General features: G+C 43.7%; 11 protein-coding genes. 3 read left to right on the forward strand and 8 right to left on the reverse strand.

Annotated elements, in window-relative coordinates; translation table 11 throughout:
• Positions 1-11: 11 nt before the first annotated feature.
• Together ACTRWI_RS09565 and ACTRWI_RS09570 are read right to left on the reverse strand one after the other, a co-directional pair.
• Positions 12-302 (reverse strand): co-chaperone GroES, encoded by a 291-nt coding sequence (locus ACTRWI_RS09565; protein WP_017061289.1) that lies wholly within the window; start codon positions 300-302, stop codon positions 12-14.
• A gap of 386 nt (positions 303-688) precedes the next feature.
• On the reverse strand, positions 689-1429 hold the full coding sequence (locus ACTRWI_RS09570) for a hypothetical protein (protein WP_499130834.1): 741 nt from the start codon (positions 1427-1429) through the stop codon (positions 689-691).
• 340 nt (positions 1430-1769) lie between these two features.
• Here ACTRWI_RS09570 and ACTRWI_RS09575 point away from each other — a divergent pair, with 340 nt between their 5' ends.
• Entirely contained in the window at positions 1770-3113 is a 1344-nt protein-coding gene (locus ACTRWI_RS09575; protein WP_499130836.1) for an MATE family efflux transporter, read from the forward strand.
• A gap of 241 nt (positions 3114-3354) precedes the next feature.
• Entirely contained in the window at positions 3355-5091 is a 1737-nt protein-coding gene (locus tag ACTRWI_RS09580) for a methyl-accepting chemotaxis protein (protein ID WP_499130839.1), read from the forward strand.
• Positions 5092-5392: 301 nt separating this feature from the next.
• On the opposite strand, the gene ACTRWI_RS09585 is transcribed toward ACTRWI_RS09580, so the two are convergent.
• From ACTRWI_RS09585 to ACTRWI_RS09600, 4 genes are all read right to left on the reverse strand, one after another.
• Positions 5393-6973, reverse strand: a complete 1581-nt coding sequence (locus tag ACTRWI_RS09585) for a hypothetical protein (RefSeq protein WP_499130840.1) — start codon at positions 6971-6973, stop codon at positions 5393-5395.
• Positions 6974-7592: 619 nt separating this feature from the next.
• Complete coding sequence (gpmM, locus tag ACTRWI_RS09590; protein WP_499130843.1) at positions 7593-9125, reverse strand: 2,3-bisphosphoglycerate-independent phosphoglycerate mutase; 1533 nt, start codon at positions 9123-9125, stop codon at positions 7593-7595.
• A gap of 211 nt (positions 9126-9336) precedes the next feature.
• On the reverse strand, positions 9337-11001 hold the full coding sequence (locus ACTRWI_RS09595; protein WP_499130845.1) for a response regulator: 1665 nt from the start codon (positions 10999-11001) through the stop codon (positions 9337-9339).
• Between the two features lie 133 nt (positions 11002-11134).
• Positions 11135-12313: a J domain-containing protein gene (locus tag ACTRWI_RS09600; RefSeq protein ID WP_499130847.1), complete on the reverse strand. Its 1179-nt coding sequence runs from the start codon at positions 12311-12313 to the stop codon at positions 11135-11137.
• Positions 12314-12671: 358 nt separating this feature from the next.
• Between ACTRWI_RS09600 and wecA (ACTRWI_RS09605) the strand changes: the two genes are divergently transcribed.
• Complete coding sequence (gene wecA, locus ACTRWI_RS09605) at positions 12672-13739, forward strand: UDP-N-acetylglucosamine--undecaprenyl-phosphate N-acetylglucosaminephosphotransferase (protein ID WP_499130849.1); 1068 nt, start codon at positions 12672-12674, stop codon at positions 13737-13739.
• A gap of 284 nt (positions 13740-14023) precedes the next feature.
• Here wecA (ACTRWI_RS09605) and wecA (ACTRWI_RS09610) read toward each other — a convergent pair whose 3' ends face one another.
• Both wecA (ACTRWI_RS09610) and galU read right to left on the reverse strand, forming a co-directional pair.
• On the reverse strand, positions 14024-15124 hold the full coding sequence (gene wecA / locus ACTRWI_RS09610) for a UDP-N-acetylglucosamine--undecaprenyl-phosphate N-acetylglucosaminephosphotransferase (protein WP_499130851.1): 1101 nt from the start codon (positions 15122-15124) through the stop codon (positions 14024-14026).
• A 332-nt stretch (positions 15125-15456) separates the two neighbouring features.
• Positions 15457-16287 carry a UTP--glucose-1-phosphate uridylyltransferase GalU gene (gene galU, locus ACTRWI_RS09615; RefSeq protein WP_499130853.1) on the reverse strand — a complete coding sequence of 277 codons (831 nt, stop codon included), beginning with the start codon at positions 16285-16287 and terminating at the stop codon, positions 15457-15459.
• Positions 16288-16344: the final 57 nt, after the last annotated feature.

The raw sequence follows: 16344 nt of genomic DNA on the forward strand, positions 1-16344 counted from the left end.
TATCGCGCGGATTACTCAACGATCGCCATGATGTCGTTTTCAGACATGATCAGAACTTCTTTGCCGTCGATTTTTTCTGATTTAGTGCCGTAGCCTTCAGCAAAGATAACCGTGTCGCCAACTTTAACGTCCAATGGTTGTACTGAACCGTTTTCTAGGATGCGGCCTTTGCCCACAGCCAGAATTGTACCGCGAGTTGATTTTTCAGCAGCAGAACCAGTTAGAACGATGCCACCAGCAGATTTAGATTCAACTTCTTGGCGCTCAACGATAACTCGGTCGTGTAGAGGACGGATATTCATCGGTCGTATCTCCTGATAATTTCCATTTAATTTGATAGTTGCCACGATTGGCATGGGGTTAAAGAGTATGTTGGGGCGAAGTGAAAGAATCCAAGGGTTTGAAAGGAAATTTTGTGATCGAAATAGCAGATTCGGGATTCGAGTAAACGAGTGGCGAAGAGAATAAGAACAGTGGCGAGATTCGAGGTGCAGAAGCCGTTATCGTCTCTCTGCTCGTACAATTTAAACAGCAGAAAGGCGGAAGCGGCTTTCTCCGCTTTTCGCCCTTCGATAATCGTTTACTCGCCCACCGCAGCAGCCCTGACTCACAGCAATAGAAACATTGCGTTAGGATCGAACAGCATTTAAATACGAAAGGTCAGTAGACTCTAATTGCTATCAGTTCTCTAATTACCATCCGTTAAGATAAGGTAAACATGACCATCCGGTAAATCACTGTGAGTGAAAACCTGAGAGTCACCACCGCTCGCTTTGCTTATGGTCAGTTCTGTAAAATCTTCGCCGTTAGGGCACTTAGCAATCGTATCCTCGATACCGCCGGTAGTAACATATTTCTTAATTTGACCAGTGCGTTCTAAACCCGACTCACACTTGGCCGTGTAGTCATACACGTTATCCGTTGTGTTTTGTACAACAAACTTTGCATCCTCGCGACGAAAAGCAGAGCCATCGGTCAAAAACACATAGTCACGCCCCTGATACTTTGTCATGGTCGCGACAGTGTTCACTTTTCCTTTCTCAAAATCTTTCATCAACAAACCACAAATATTCGCAACGTCTTCTTTCGTGTTACTATCAACAACAAAAAAGCAACTATGACCAATATGGTGATAATCCTGAATCAGTCCACCTTGAGGCGCGCTAAAATTCACCGGATTCAGATCGGTTAAAAAAATATTATTGTCTTGATTGACATCAACGTGCGAACTCAGCAGTGAGACGACCAATGTTTGATAGTGTTCAGAGCTGATAGAAGAGGAAAACTGCTCTTCAGGAATCAGAATGTGCTTACCGACTTTTTTTGCCTCAAAGCTAGTCAACTCGCTCCGACCTGCATCACCACTACTGCCGTTGCAGGCGGAAACCATGGTTAATAAAAACACCAATGCAAACATTTTTCTATACATAAAACCTCTCTGATAAAGCACCTTGCTTTCAATGGATGAACATCGCAGTGGCGTCATTGCCTTGACGATCAATTCTTAACCAGAACTGTAACCAAAAATAATCACCATGCAACGAGAATCGTTGTACATTTTACGAGCTACGTTCAGCCTCTCAAGTCTCATCATAGACCTTCCCGATCCTCGAACCCCGTTTACTCTTATCTGTTTTTCAGCTCTTCAAGTTCTTCGCGTCTCGTTTACTCGAACCTGCTCTTTAGAATTTCGCATCTGCTTTTCGCTTTTCTTTCTTTCCAAGCCACATCTGTTTATCCTACACCTTTCGTTCCAACTGGCGTTTTACATGCAAGATAAGCACGGGCTATTAACCGCCCCCATTGCGAGTACATTACGTACCATGACCATTCCGACTATCTTCGGTATGGTCGCGATCTTGATGTTTAACTTGGTCGATACCTTCTTTATTTCACTGCTTGGTACACAAGCACTGGCTGCCGTGAGCTTTACCTTTCCAGTTACCTTCGCCATCAACTGCATCACCATGGGCATCGGTGTGGGGCTTTCCACCTGTATTGGGCGTTTGCTAGGCCAAGGATGCGCACAAAATGCCGCTCGCTTTACTTGTCATGGATTATTGCTTGCCGTGATGCTGGTTGGATTTGCATCAACACTAGGGCTGGTAACGCTAGAACCCATGTTTACTTTATTTGGGGCAGAACCAGAATTACTGCCACTGATATCTGAATACATGACAGTTTGGTACTTAGCCATTCCGCTGCTTGTTATCCCAATGGCAGGCAATAGCGCGATTCGAGCGAGTGGTGATACCAAAACCCCCGCCAAGATCATGATGTTGGCGGGCCTGATTAACGGTATCCTCGACCCATTGCTGATCTTCGGTTACGGGCCTTTCCCTGAACTCGGAATTCAAGGCGCCGCCATCGCCAGTGGTTTCAGTTGGTTTGGTGCGTTGTGTGGCTCACTGTATGTATTAATCAAACGAGAAAAGCTACTCGCTCCGCCCAAGGTTCAAGAGGTCGTCCGCGACTGGAAACAAATCCTCACCATTGGCACACCCGCTGCACTTTCAAACGCATTAAACCCACTCGCGGGGGCAATCATTATGATGATGCTGGCCAAGCAAGGAACCGAGGCTGTGGCAGCTTATGGCGCTGCTCAGCGTATTGAATCGATTCTGATCATCGTCTTGATGTCTCTCACTTCCGCTCTTACCCCTTTTATGGCGCAAAACTTTGGGGCGGAAAATCCACAACGCAGTTTTAAAGCCCTGTTCTTAAGCATGCGTTTTGCTGTGTTGTTCCAAAGTTTCATCTTTTTAATGATGGTGCCACTGAGCATTCCTTTAGCCGCTCTATTTTCTCAAGAAGAGTCGGTCCGAGGTATCTTGTGGCACTACTTATTAGTAGTGCCATTTAGCTACGGTTTCCAAGGCATTGTGATGATGCTGATTAGCGCCATGAATGCGATGCATCAACCGCTCAAAGCCTTCCAATGGAGCTTCATGCGGTTGTTTGTCTTTACCTTGCCGTTCGCTTGGGTCGGCAGCCAAATCGATGGTGTCGAAGGGCTGTTTATTGGCCTAGCGCTAGGAAACATCATGGGTGGCATTTCAGGATACTGGTTTGCGCTTCGTATAAGAGTTAAAGCGGATGCTGGGTGCGAGTAATCGGGATGCGAAGAGCCTAAACAATCAGGTGCGGGAGGCGAAAAGATTTAAGCGCTAAACAGTAAAAAAGATAATAGGAACAAGTAAGAGAATGGGCTAACACCGCCTTTCAACCGATAACATAAATATGGGTATTAATTTACATTTATCATACAAATATCTTATTATTGAGCCAATTTAACCCATTTTGACTGCGGATTTCAGTCATTTTTATAGTCACTTACAAGGATGTATAGGTTATATGACTCACCTTTCGTTTAAGAATAAACTCGTGTTACTGATCGTTGCGATCATCACCACAACGACGCTTATCTCTTACCTCAGCGTCAACCACTTTATAAGTCATTACATTAATCAATCAGACATTAAGAACATCACCCATGTTATTGACATCACCCGCGAAAAGATCGAAGCCGAACTCAATAGTAAAGTGACGCAAGCCACCAATCTCAACTTCAGTATGATGGAGATTGCGGATACCAAAGAGGCCTCTGGTTTTGCTCAGATTGTGAAAATCGTCAACGGTTATGCGTTCGATGATACGGGCAACATCAGTGAAGAAGAGGCTCAATATTTTATTAACGCTGCCGAGACTCAAACTGAGAAACTCAGTATTAGTCCAATCACTGTTAAAGACAGCACCTCATACATCACTTTCTCCATTAAAAGATTTGACGATTCTGTTGATTTTCTCACTTACGATCTGGCTGCATTAACTAAGATCATCGTTGGGCTTGCGGCTGAGGGAAGCTTCGCGGAACTGATAGGTGATGGGACTGTTATTTACAATAATACGCAAGGCAGTGACTTAACGCCGATAAAGCGAAATATCTCATTCGGTAATAGCCAATGGCAGCTCATTGGCTATATTGACCAAAGTAACATTCAAGCGAAAACAGACAAGCTAAATTGGATGATTACATTAGCGCTATTAATCACGGGTGTGACCATTATCCTAGGGAGTATTATTTTGCTCCACTTTGCTTTTAGGCCTTTTGAGCAATTGAAGACATTAGTCGGTGACCTATCCAACGGCAACGGTGACCTAACGCAAAGGCTCAATATCGACAGCAAAGATGAGATAGGCCATATATCACAATCAATCGATCTCTTTATTGCCCAACTGCAGAAAATGTTTGTTGATGTGTCTCATTCATCTGCACATATCGACCACGCGGTTAGTGAGCTTGCCAAACAGTCGCACAACAATAGTAGCACTCTAGATCAACACACCATTGAATCCGAACAAGCCATCACTGCCATTGAAGAAATGAGCGCAACGGCAGAGTCCATTGCGAACAGCGCTGACGATGCCGCTAAGCTGACCGACCGCACGAATCGCTTCGCAGAAGAATCGAAGCGTGCTGTTGGAAGCGCAGTACAAAGCGTCAGTGATATGGTCACACAAGCTGCCTCTATGTCTGAGACCATTGGAACAATGAACGAAGACACCAAGCAGATCAGCTCTGTGTTACAAGTGATAGGTGACATCGCAGAACAGACAAACCTGTTAGCCTTAAACGCTGCAATTGAAGCCGCTCGTGCGGGTGAGCAAGGACGTGGTTTTGCGGTCGTCGCTGACGAGGTGCGTGCCCTCGCTGCTCGAACACAGCAAAGCACTTCTCAAATTAATGAAATGTTAGAGAAATTGAAGTCTACGACCGATAATGTCGTCAATGAAATGGCCTCAACGCACTCAAGTTGTCAACAAACGGTAGATCGTACTAACCAGGTCATGGACTCTTTAAACATCGTCACCGATTCTGTTGTCGAGATTAATGATCTTAACACCTTGATGGCGACATCGGCTCAAGAGCAGCGTCAGGTGACTCAAGAAGTGAGCCGTAATATGAGCGCAATTCAAGAGCTCATTCGTAAGCTCAACGAAAACGCCTCGCAAACAACATCAGTCAGCGACGAACTGAAAGCCACCTCTGCGGGGCTGGGTGATGTCATTTCGCGGTTTAAAGTGCAATAACACAGGCGAACAACACACTAAAACGCCATCGTGACATACGATGGCGTTTTTCTTGGCGCAGGTTTCTATTGGTGCAGAAAAGTAAGTGAATCAGACCTACCTAAGCTACCATGCCGTTTATTCTTAAATTGACTGCGGAATCTCGCACCTGTGCTTAAACGCTTCTCAACTTGGTGACTGGTAACGTTGTTCATCGCTAATATGGCGTCGTTGACCTACAAGCTGACTTGTTCAACAACGCCATTTCAGGTCATTAGGGCTTTCTGTCCAAATTACGTAACCACACCTAAATGACAGCTAATTAATATTTATCATCAGTGTTATAACCCATTAAACGTTTAGCCATTTTTATATTGTCGGTAATTAATGAATATTTATCAGTCCCTTCGGCTTGGGCAATAAAAAATGTTCTGCTGTTGTGAGACAGGATGTTAATTACTTCTTCCTGACCTTCAGAATCTGTTAAAAACACATGAGCTGCTATTGTGCCATCAATGTTGTCAGCATTTTCAACAATATCTTCAATATAGACATTGAATTCTGTGTAACTCACCTCTTGGTCGTTTTGAAATGTGATCTTGGTGACGAGATCGGATTCATCTGTGCCTTCTTTACCATTCTTTTTATTGATAAAGTCCTCGTAACTTCCACCGTGCCATAAGCTGTAAGAACTTGATATTTCTCCACTTTCATTGGTGTAGTCTATAATTTCAATGAGGTGATGTGATTTGGACAAATATTCATCAAATGGTAGCCCAGCTTTATGCTTTGGTGTATCGATGGCATTTAACGTTTCATCTTGATCTTCAGTGTTTAATGAATCGTTCCTTAAAATCACTAATTCATTATTGAACTCTACAATATTTAACTCTGGGCTTGAATACAATAATAAATACTCTTGCCCGTCAATAGTAAAGCCTTTTTCATCCATATCGAAGCTGGATGAAGCTGTGTCACCAGTGGGTTTTGATATTGTAACCGACCCTTCCGAGAACGATATTTTCGAGATAGGATCTGCATTTTGATTTAAGTAAAGAACATCGAATGATTGATTGATAAGCAACTTATGAGTTGGAGCTTTTTTGAGTCTTTTATGAACTTTATCTTTTTTAGATTTGTCAAAATCATCATCGAATTCAAAAACAACATCGTCTAAGTCATAATCAGGCACTTCAGGAAGCTCTAATATTAACTGCGTTATCGTATTGATCTTTTCGGTAAGTGAATCATCATCTTGACTATTAATATCATCATGAGTGCCTTTGATACTGTCTTTCAGCTCCTTCATAAGACTTCGGGCAAATAGATGTGCTTTTTTAGAGGCTTTTTTTTCATCATCGCTTATAGAAGCTCGTTTATTTTTAGCAACGTAGTCACCCTTGATAAGATCTTCTGAAAGATTGAGTTCACTGGCTAATTGAGCCATATCTTTACCTTGCAGGTAAGCAATAGTCGTAAATGGTGTAACGACTTCATAACCAACAGGTGCAATCATCTCTTTCGTTTCTGTTACATATCCGGCAGAGTCTACATCAATAGTTTGGCCTGCCACTGAACGAATAATGACAGGGTATTTAGCATCCTCAGAGCTAATAGATACATCACCATTCGAGTCAGTTTTATCACTTAATAATTCGTTTGGGTCTGAGACGGAATTGAGGTTACGATCGATATACACGTCCGCTTCAGACAGGTACCCATCGATTGCTTTAATGTTTATTGATGACGATATATCAGCTGTACTTGAGGGATTTTCAGGTGTACTTGAGGGATTTTCAGGTGTACTTGAGATACTGCCAGATGAATCTGTCGATGAGCTTCCACCGCCACAACCTGTAACAAGGAACGCAATAATCGATGCAGCTATTAAAGTCCGTTTCATATGATTTCTCCAGAATATGTAAAATGTATGCTAGCAATAATGACCAAAATAGAATCAACAACCAACTATTTATAATACTATCATTAGTCGGTTAATATTTACACAACCATCGCGTTGCATACATTATTAAGGGCACTTTGTTGCGGAATTAATGACAATAAATCAATAGCCTACAGTTTTATCTGCTACGCCCACTCTCTTTCGCATCTCCATACTTAAACCAAGCGATAAAACCTGACTCTTATACACAACTTATACCAATCACAGTAAGTAAGTGATCAAAAATAGCGTAGGAAAAAAGCTTGAGAACAAGGCAGAATTTTTCGATAAGTAGTTATTCTACAATCAAAAATTATAACGAAGTTATCGAGGTTTTTAACAAGCTAGGGTGAACAGTTACTTACTACGATTGGTATTAGCCACTAGAGAGCGATCTAGCAGGCGATTTAAGAGATCATAGGCTAACGGTTCTTGCTCGACTGAGCCCGAAGAGGACGCTCACCTCCTAGCTCAACGCCATGCTCGGCGCACCAATAAAAAAGCCCGCACTATAAAGTGCGGGCTTTCAGACTCGGCAGAGCCTTTAACTCACTCGAAAGCTATCTAACTTACTCAGAAGCTATTTAACTAAAACATCACCTGACATTTCAGCTGGGATTTCTGTGCCAGTTAAAGACAGCATGGTTGGTGCAAGATCAGACAGTTTACCGCCTTCTTTGAACTCAACGTCTTTGTTACCTACGTAGATAAGTGGCACTGGTAGGTTAGTGTGTGCAGTGTGGACACCGCCCGTTTCTGGGTTAACCATCATTTCTGCGTTACCGTGGTCGGCGGTGATAAGCAGTTGGCCGTCCGCTTCTTTGATTGCTTCCACTACTTTACTAAGACACTCGTCAAGAGACTCTACGGCTTTCACTGCTGCATCGTAAACGCCAGTGTGGCCAACCATGTCACAGTTAGGGAAGTTACAAACGATAGCGTCGTATTTGCCGCCTTTGATTGCCGCAACGAGCTTTTCTGTTAGCTCTGGTGCGCTCATTTCAGGCTGTAGGTCGTAAGTGGCGACTTTTGGAGAAGCAACAAGTTGACGCTCTTCGCCTTCAAACTCGTCTTCGATACCGCCATTGAAGAAGAAAGTCACGTGCGCGTATTTCTCTGTTTCTGAAATACGTAGCTGCGTTTTACCTTGCTTAGATAACCACTCACCGTAAGTGTTCTCTAGAGAAGCCGGTGGGAATGCACATAGCAACGGGATATCAGCAGCGTATTGAGTCAGCATTACGAAGTCGATGGTTGGGAATACATTACGCTCGAAGCCAGCAAAATCCGTCACGAATGTGCGAGTGATTTGACGAGCACGGTCGGCACGGTAGTTCATGAAGATAACGGCATCGCCATCGACAATCGCAGCAGACTCTTCACCTTCAGCTTTAATTTCAGTCGCTTTTACAAACTCATCATTTTCGTTACGAGCGTAAGCGGCTTCTAGGCCAGCAACTGCGGTGTCGAATGTGAACTCTGCTTTTGCTTCCGTTAGCAACTCGTATGCAGTTTGAACGCGATCCCAGTTGTTATCACGGTCCATTGCGTAGTAACGACCCACCAAAGAGGCCACACGACCTTTGCCCAGTTTGGCGAACAGATCTTGGAAACGTTGTAGAGAGTTTTCTGCGCTACGTGGCGGCGTATCACGGCCATCTAGGAATGCATGTAGATAGATCTTCTCTGCGCCACGCTCTGCTGCCATTTCAACGGCTGCGTAGATGTGATCTTCATGAGAGTGAACACCACCTGGTGACATAAGACCCATAATGTGAACCGCTTTCTCAGCCTTCACCGCTTTATCAATAGCATTCACTAGCGCTTCAGTTTGACCGAATTCACCATCGGCAATTGACTTGGTGATACGAGTAAGATCTTGGTATACCACACGGCCAGCACCGATGTTGGTGTGACCCACTTCAGAGTTACCCATTTGGCCATCAGGTAGGCCTACATCCATGCCTGAAGCAGAGATTAGCGTGTTAGGTTGGTTAGCAATAAGACCGTCTAATACCGGTGTCTTAGCGTTCGCGATAGCGTTGTCTTGGTTGTCTTCACGGTAACCGTAACCGTCAAGGATCACTAGAGCCATTGGCTTCTTAGCTGACATAGGACTGTCCTCGTTCAATTCAAAATAAATCGGTATAGAAACAAATTAGCGTAATTTTACTACAGTTTACAATCAAAACTGTAGCGGAAGATCAAGAAACATTCCGACAAGGCTTATCCAATATGAAACAAAGTATCATTTGTAAATAATTAAAACTTTGGGGAAAGTCACCTTAGTCTACAGGTTTTAAGATACAGTGTGATGCACACGCTCACAGCTCTTCAGTCACGAACTGCTGCTCGACAATCCTTTTTTTTGCCTCCGAATAGATCCCCTCATATTCGATGTTTTGCAACGCTTCATCAGAACTGAACGCCCGGATAACACGGTTACTTTGCTCGACAATAGATTCAACTTGATGCCTACCGTAACCTTGCGGCCAAGTGACATTTAATAATTTAAGGATCTCAACTCTCAGTGACAGTAACGTCGGATAGGTGTGCGCCAACGAAATAAGATTCGTAAGTAATGTCACCTTGTCGGGCTGTTTCATTGTCATGTTGGCATCAGACAAAGCTTGCTGTTTATTCAAGTAATACTGATGCGACTTTTCATGCAACAACTCAAGCGAGTCGATCAACAAATCAGAATGATGTTTTGCAGACTTACCTTTAATGGTTTGCATAAACACGCCCTGCATCCGGTTTGAAATACCTTGATAGGTAGAATCATAAGAGAGGTAAATCAACAGCCAGTAAAGATACAACAAGTCATAAAATACAATATTGTCTAATGCCATTACACGATGGAATGCTTGATTAAGCAGAGAGCCAGCTTCTTTGTACTCGCCTTTGATGAACAAAAAGTGAGACATCAATATATCCACATTTAAACGGCAAGCCGTCGACAGCGATTTCGCTTGGTGGAGATAGGCGAACAACTCTTGACAACGATGCACCTCCGCATCGTCCTCCTCAAAAGACAGATACATTAACGCCCTTCTTAGGTAGTTAACATCTAACCAGCGGTTTTCTCGGTAGGTGTCTTTATTGGCTTCTCGATATTTGGCGTAATAGAGTTTAGCTTGATAGAAATCATCGATATAGAGGCACAGGTTCGAGATAATCAGGTTTCTTTCTGAGTTATCCCGGGTGATCTTATTGATATCCACTAAATGGCCTATCGAAGCCGTGATATTACCTTCAGCCACCTCAATGCTCGAAATTTCTTTCATGGCATCAATATGATGAGGCTGGTCTTCGAGTAGCGTTTGAACCAAGATCCGCGCCTTTCTTAACTCACCGTTATTTTTTAACGCGTTCACTAACCCCAGGGTCACCCAATCCGCTGGTTCTGAAAAATGCAGCTCGGTGTAAAAACGTTGTGCCTTACCCCAACGTTTAAGCAGCCTTAAAAAGTGCCCCTTTTCTCTTTTAAAAAAACCACTGTACTGGCTATCATTACTTAACCCTTGCTCACAGATCTCTAGCGCTTCGCTGTAGCGCCCTAAACGCTTGAGCCTATACAGCAGCTCTAAATCCTTTCTCTTTTTAAGGCATCGAACCACGCGCTTTTTAAAACAGTTATAGTTGAATGGTTTAAGAAGATAATCGTCTAGGGTGATCTCAAATAAGCTATTGAAGGTTTGTGTACTGCTGTCAGCGGTAATCATAATGAAGGCACAGCGGTCATGGAGACATTGATAATGGATCAGCTCTTCCAATACTTGTTTGCCATTTATCTGTAGACCAAAATTAAAATCACAGAGCACGACATCAAAGGCGATCCTCTTAGAGAGAGTAACCCCCACCTTCGGATCCTGAGAGAAATAAATGTTCTCTTCTCTAACGCCCATTCTCGATAGCATCCTAGAGACATTACTCAGTATCACGGACGAATCATCCAGAATAAGCACATTTATCTCTTGAAGATTCATCTCCCCTCCCTGGGTATATTGGCTACATCAACATCATTGCATCACACAAAACCTATGTGTCATACAAGCCCTATGCATCATACAAACCATATGCAACAAGCGCAACATTAGTACCCAACAGCTTCAAATCGCATCAAGAAAACAACTCAGACGGATCGATTTGAAAAAACGGATTGTTAAAGCGAGACGCATCAATACGCTGCTTCAAACGCAACTGTAATTGCTTAACCGTCTTGATCTCTTGGCATTCAGCAAGAAGATTTTGTGCTTCTTTTTGCAAATGCTCACGGTACTCTCGTAACCCTTGCTGTCGTGACGCCTTGTTACCCCCACCAAACCGTTGCCAAATGATACTTTTGATATCACCACCCTGCTGAAGCTCTTGATAATCAATATTTAATTGCTCAATTTTTTCAGTCAGCGTCATCTTTAAGCGTTCCAGCATCCCTTCATCCATCACCATCTCATGCTCAGGGAGGTGTTGCTGAGCCAGTATCAACAAGGCCACCACATCTTTATCTTTTTTCGCTTGTGATAGCTGCTGCATTAATGCGCTTTTCTCAGACTTCTTCTCTTCGTCCGTTTCTTTATCTGGGTGTAATTGCTTAGCCAGTTGGCGATACAACTTAGTGATCTGTTTATCGTTGTAAAGCGCATCGCTCTCTTGGTGATGTGACGCTTCGAAGTGTGCTTGGTCATCGGTTTGAGAGAAATCACTCTCACCTCCCCACTCGATGTCATCCTCTTCCAGATGTTCCTCTTCCATTTCTTCCGCGATCACGCTTTGCAAATAGTCGTGAAACTTCCGAGGGTCCTTAATCATGGCCATTAATTCATCGTCACTGAGTTCAAGATCATACCCCAGCATCATCGATATCTCTTCGCGAAATGCCTCCATTTCCTCTTCCGATATCGAGATGTCTTTCGCTTGATTCAATGGTGATGCCAAAAGCGCTTGATCGAACGCCTCACGTAACACTCTCGAGTCGACAGGATTAAAAGGATTTGCTTCTAAAATTCTTAACTCTTCTTGTATCCAATCGTACAGAGCTTCACGTTGCGGCCCTTTGATCGTTTTACGCGGGATAAAAGTTAGCAGATGATGAATACATTGCTCGGCCGCTCGGCACACTCCCTGCTCTTGCTCTTCAGTCGATGTTTTGAAGTCATGATAAAAAGCATCCAACTTGGCTTGATAACGCTCGATACGTCGTTGTTTTTTTTCTATCTCTTCCCATAACTGGTTAAGCTTATTCTTCTGCTTTGGTGTGGATGGGGTCGTTGCTAAAAAAGAAAGAGGGACGGTGGTCATAATTTGCGAGTCGTTAAGAATGATGCCTCTACTCTATCGCATATTCAGAGTTCAAAAAAGTAAGACACTGCATATTGAATTATATGGATGGATTCGAAGCCAACGATAGGGTAACGGCCATACATCATGATGAAGACTATGCAGGCATGGTAAGTCAAGATACCTCGGTGAACGCTTACTTAAACAGCGCATAACAACGCCATATTCACATCAAATACAAACGCAATCGCATATCCAAAAGTGCTAACTTTGTCGCAAAAAGCGAACAAAGTATATTCAACCAAGTGTACATATTGATAGTTTTAACATATGGTTCACGCAATTAAAATTCATACAAAAAATTTGGCTAGAGTTCACCATGTTATTAGAGCTATCACTTGTTGGCTTATTCTCCTTTTCGTCGCTCTTGGTAATGCGAAAAGCAGCAAAAGCCGTCGGCCTAGTAGATAAACCCAACCAACGAAAACGGCATAACGGCGCAGTCCCACTCGTAGGCGGAATCGCAATCAGCTTATCAATAGCCCAGTTCATACTCACCCACCCCAATGTCATACCGCATAGCCCGCTTTTTTTAGCTTCTATCGCAGTGCTTATCGTTATCGGCGCGCTTGATGATAAATTTGATATTAGCTTCAAAATTCGGCTTGTGGTTCAAGCCGTTCTCTCCATTTGCATGATGCAATTTGCCGATATTCGCCTAGAAAACATCGGTAATATTTTGGGTATAGGTGAATTACATTTAGGATTTATGAGTCCAGTGGTCACAATACTTGCGGTGATTGGGGCCATTAACGCGTTCAATATGGTTGATGGTATCGACGGCCTATTAGGTGGGCTTGCTATCGTCACCTTTGCTGGTATCGCCATTTTGCTCAACATCGATAGCCAACACGGCTTGGCGTATTTGTGCGCCGTATTCATTGCCGCGATCATCCCTTATATTCTGATGAACCTCGGTCTTCTAGGCCGTAAACGTAAAGTATTCATGGGGGATGCGGGCAGCATGATGATTGGCTTTACCGTCATCTGGCTACTACTTGGCGCCAGCCAAGATCCTTCCGCAGCTCTAATGCGCCCGATCACGGCGTTATGGCTGATTGCGATTCCGTTAATGGACATGGCCGCAATTATGTTTAGGCGAGTAAGGCGTGGGGATTCCCCATTCAAACCCGATCGTGAGCATTTGCACCACATTTTCCAGCGCCTAGGTTTTACATCACGCCAGACACTGGCCATCATTTGTCTAATCGCCAGTGGCTTTGCAGGCTTCGGTATCTATGGTGAGTTCTTGGGAATTTCTGAATCCACCATGTTCATCCTGTTTATGCTTTGCTTCATTTCATACACCGTTGCAATGAGCTACGTTTGGCGCATCACAAGCTGGATTAGAAGTTGGCGTAACCTTCCTGAGAAAGTGTATGAATAATTCATCAGCGCATTGATGGCTAAGATTTTAAAAGGGCTTTAAGCAAGGCCGTGCCAATAAACCTGCTTTTGATAAACGAAAACGCTTGCCACCAAATACAAAATACAAGATACAAAAAGGGCCCAACCTCAATCGAGGTTGGGCCCTTTTGCTTGTGATAACTTGAGTGATAACAACCTAAAACAGAGTGAGCTGAATAGCAAAGATATCAATAAGTTAAACAGACATAGATGAAACCTTACCCACGCACACAAGAATGCTGGTATTTCTGCACACCCATCACCTTATACTGTTGTTTCCTCTGATTGTTTGTCTTCTATTTTCTTCCACTTTCTTACAATCTTGGCCATCTTAAACGAGTGTGTCATCCAGTAAGTATGGAACAAGAAACACGCCACAATGGTGTAGAACATTACGTATTCAGGTACCTGGAAGTACTCTCCCAATAACCCCAAGGTTGAATAAAGCAACTGCACTGAGCAGATCACCACCAGAGACTCACGAGGGGTAAAGCCGATACGTTGCATAATATGGTGAAAGTGCTCACGATCAGGTTTAAACGGTGAGTGCCCTTTACGAATGCGGCGGATCATGATCGCCATCATATCGATCAAAGGCACGGCAATCAGCCACAAGGCCGTGACGGGGCGAATGATATAGTTCCCTTCATCGGATTGCGTGTCACCAATCAACACCCAAATCACAATAAAGCCGATCATCATGCTGCCGGCATCGCCCATGAACACCTTACGAAGCTTGCCAAAGTAGCCCAAGTTGAACAGAACAAAAGGCAATAATATGACCACCATGACCGCCATAAAATAGGCATAAAACTCGAGTTCATGAGCAAAGAACACCACCCCTAATGAGGTAAACACCACCATGCTCAAGCCACCTAACAGGCCATCAATACCATCCACCATATTAAAGGCATTAATTGCAGCAATCACGGCGATCACCGTGATCACGCTGTCGAGCACCACAGGGAAATCTAACACGCCAAACCCGAACACATCCCCAACGTGAGAGAGAGTTAACTCGGTGTAATGCATAATCACCAGCGCCAAAATCGCTTGTACGCCCATTCTGAATTTATAGCTGATATCAAAGCGATCGTCGGCTACCCCAACCAATACCAGCACCGTTAAGCATAACGCCTCTACCTGTTCATACTTTAACTCATGCGCATTTACGTAAAGAAAGTACAATAACGTAATGCACAAAGAGATCCCCCCTACCAGGGGAACCACGCCCTCATGGTGCTTGCGGGCATTGGGTTTATCGGTTAGGCCAATGGCATAACCGACTTTACGCATGCAGTACAACACAGCAAGGGAGATGAAGAAGAACATCGAGAGTTCGATGAGGTACTCAAACAGTGACATCAGGGAAGCCTATAATTGATTATCGATTGTATTGCTTTTATTGCTTTTAGTGCTTTTATTGCTTTTATTGCTTTTATTGCTTTTATTGCTTTTATTGCTTTTATTGCTTGGCAATAGTGAGTTGGCAAGTGACGGCAAGGCGAATTATTTTAAAGCCATCCTTTTAAAACGATTCTTTTAAAGATCGCTCTTTCTAAAACTATCAGCAGCAGAGCATTGAAATAGGGGAAAGAGAGTAAAGTGGTGAACCTAATTGATAAAATCACCTTTCATACCAAGATTCACATCAGCCTAAATTACTATTTTTCTATCCCCATTTGGTCCATTTCCGCTTAACGGCCTTTCAGGAAGACGTTTTGGTAACAGTAGTTTGTCGCCTCAATGTAGCCATCAACGCTGCCACAGTCGAAACGCTTACCTTTAAACTTGTAAGCAATCACACAACCTGTTTTTGCTTGCTCTAGCAGCGCATCGGTAATTTGGATCTCGCCGCCTTTACCCGGCTGCGTCTTTTCTAAAATATCGAAGATGTCTGGCGTAAGAATATAACGACCAATAATGGCAAGGTTACTTGGCGCTGTGCCTTGCTCGGGTTTCTCGACCATATCGGTAATACGAATCAAGTCATCACTCAAATGCTCACCCGCAATCACACCGTATTTGTGGGTTTCCGATTCTGGCACCTCTTCAACGGCAACAATGGAGCAGCGAAATTGACGATACAGTGCCGCCATTTGTGCTAGCACACCTTGGTCTTCATTAATGCAAAGGTCGTCGGCCAGAACCACGGCAAACGGGTTATCACCCACCAGTTCTTTGCCCGTTAAGATGGCATGCCCTAGCCCTTTCATTTCACGTTGACGAATGTAGGTAAATTGCGCGGCGTCGATCAAAGTGCGGATGTCATCCAGCAAAGGCTCTTTACTGGTGCCTTGAATTTGGTGCTCAAGCTCGTAGTTTTTATCAAAGTGATCCATCAACGAGCTTTTGCCACGGCCGGTGACCACCGCCATGCTGGTCATGCCCGCTTGAATGGCCTCATCTACGCCGTATTCAATCAATGGCTTATTCACGATAGGCATCATTTCTTTGGGCATAGATTTTGTAGCAGGTAAAAAGCGCGTGCCGTAACCCGCCGCAGGGAATAAACAGTGTTTGAGCATAATGGTTGTCTTTCTTGTTTTTAATTTTAATTTGAAAGTATAGCCGATATCTTATTT

This window comes from Pseudoalteromonas sp. G5_S1_14_S5 (assembly GCF_054968605.1).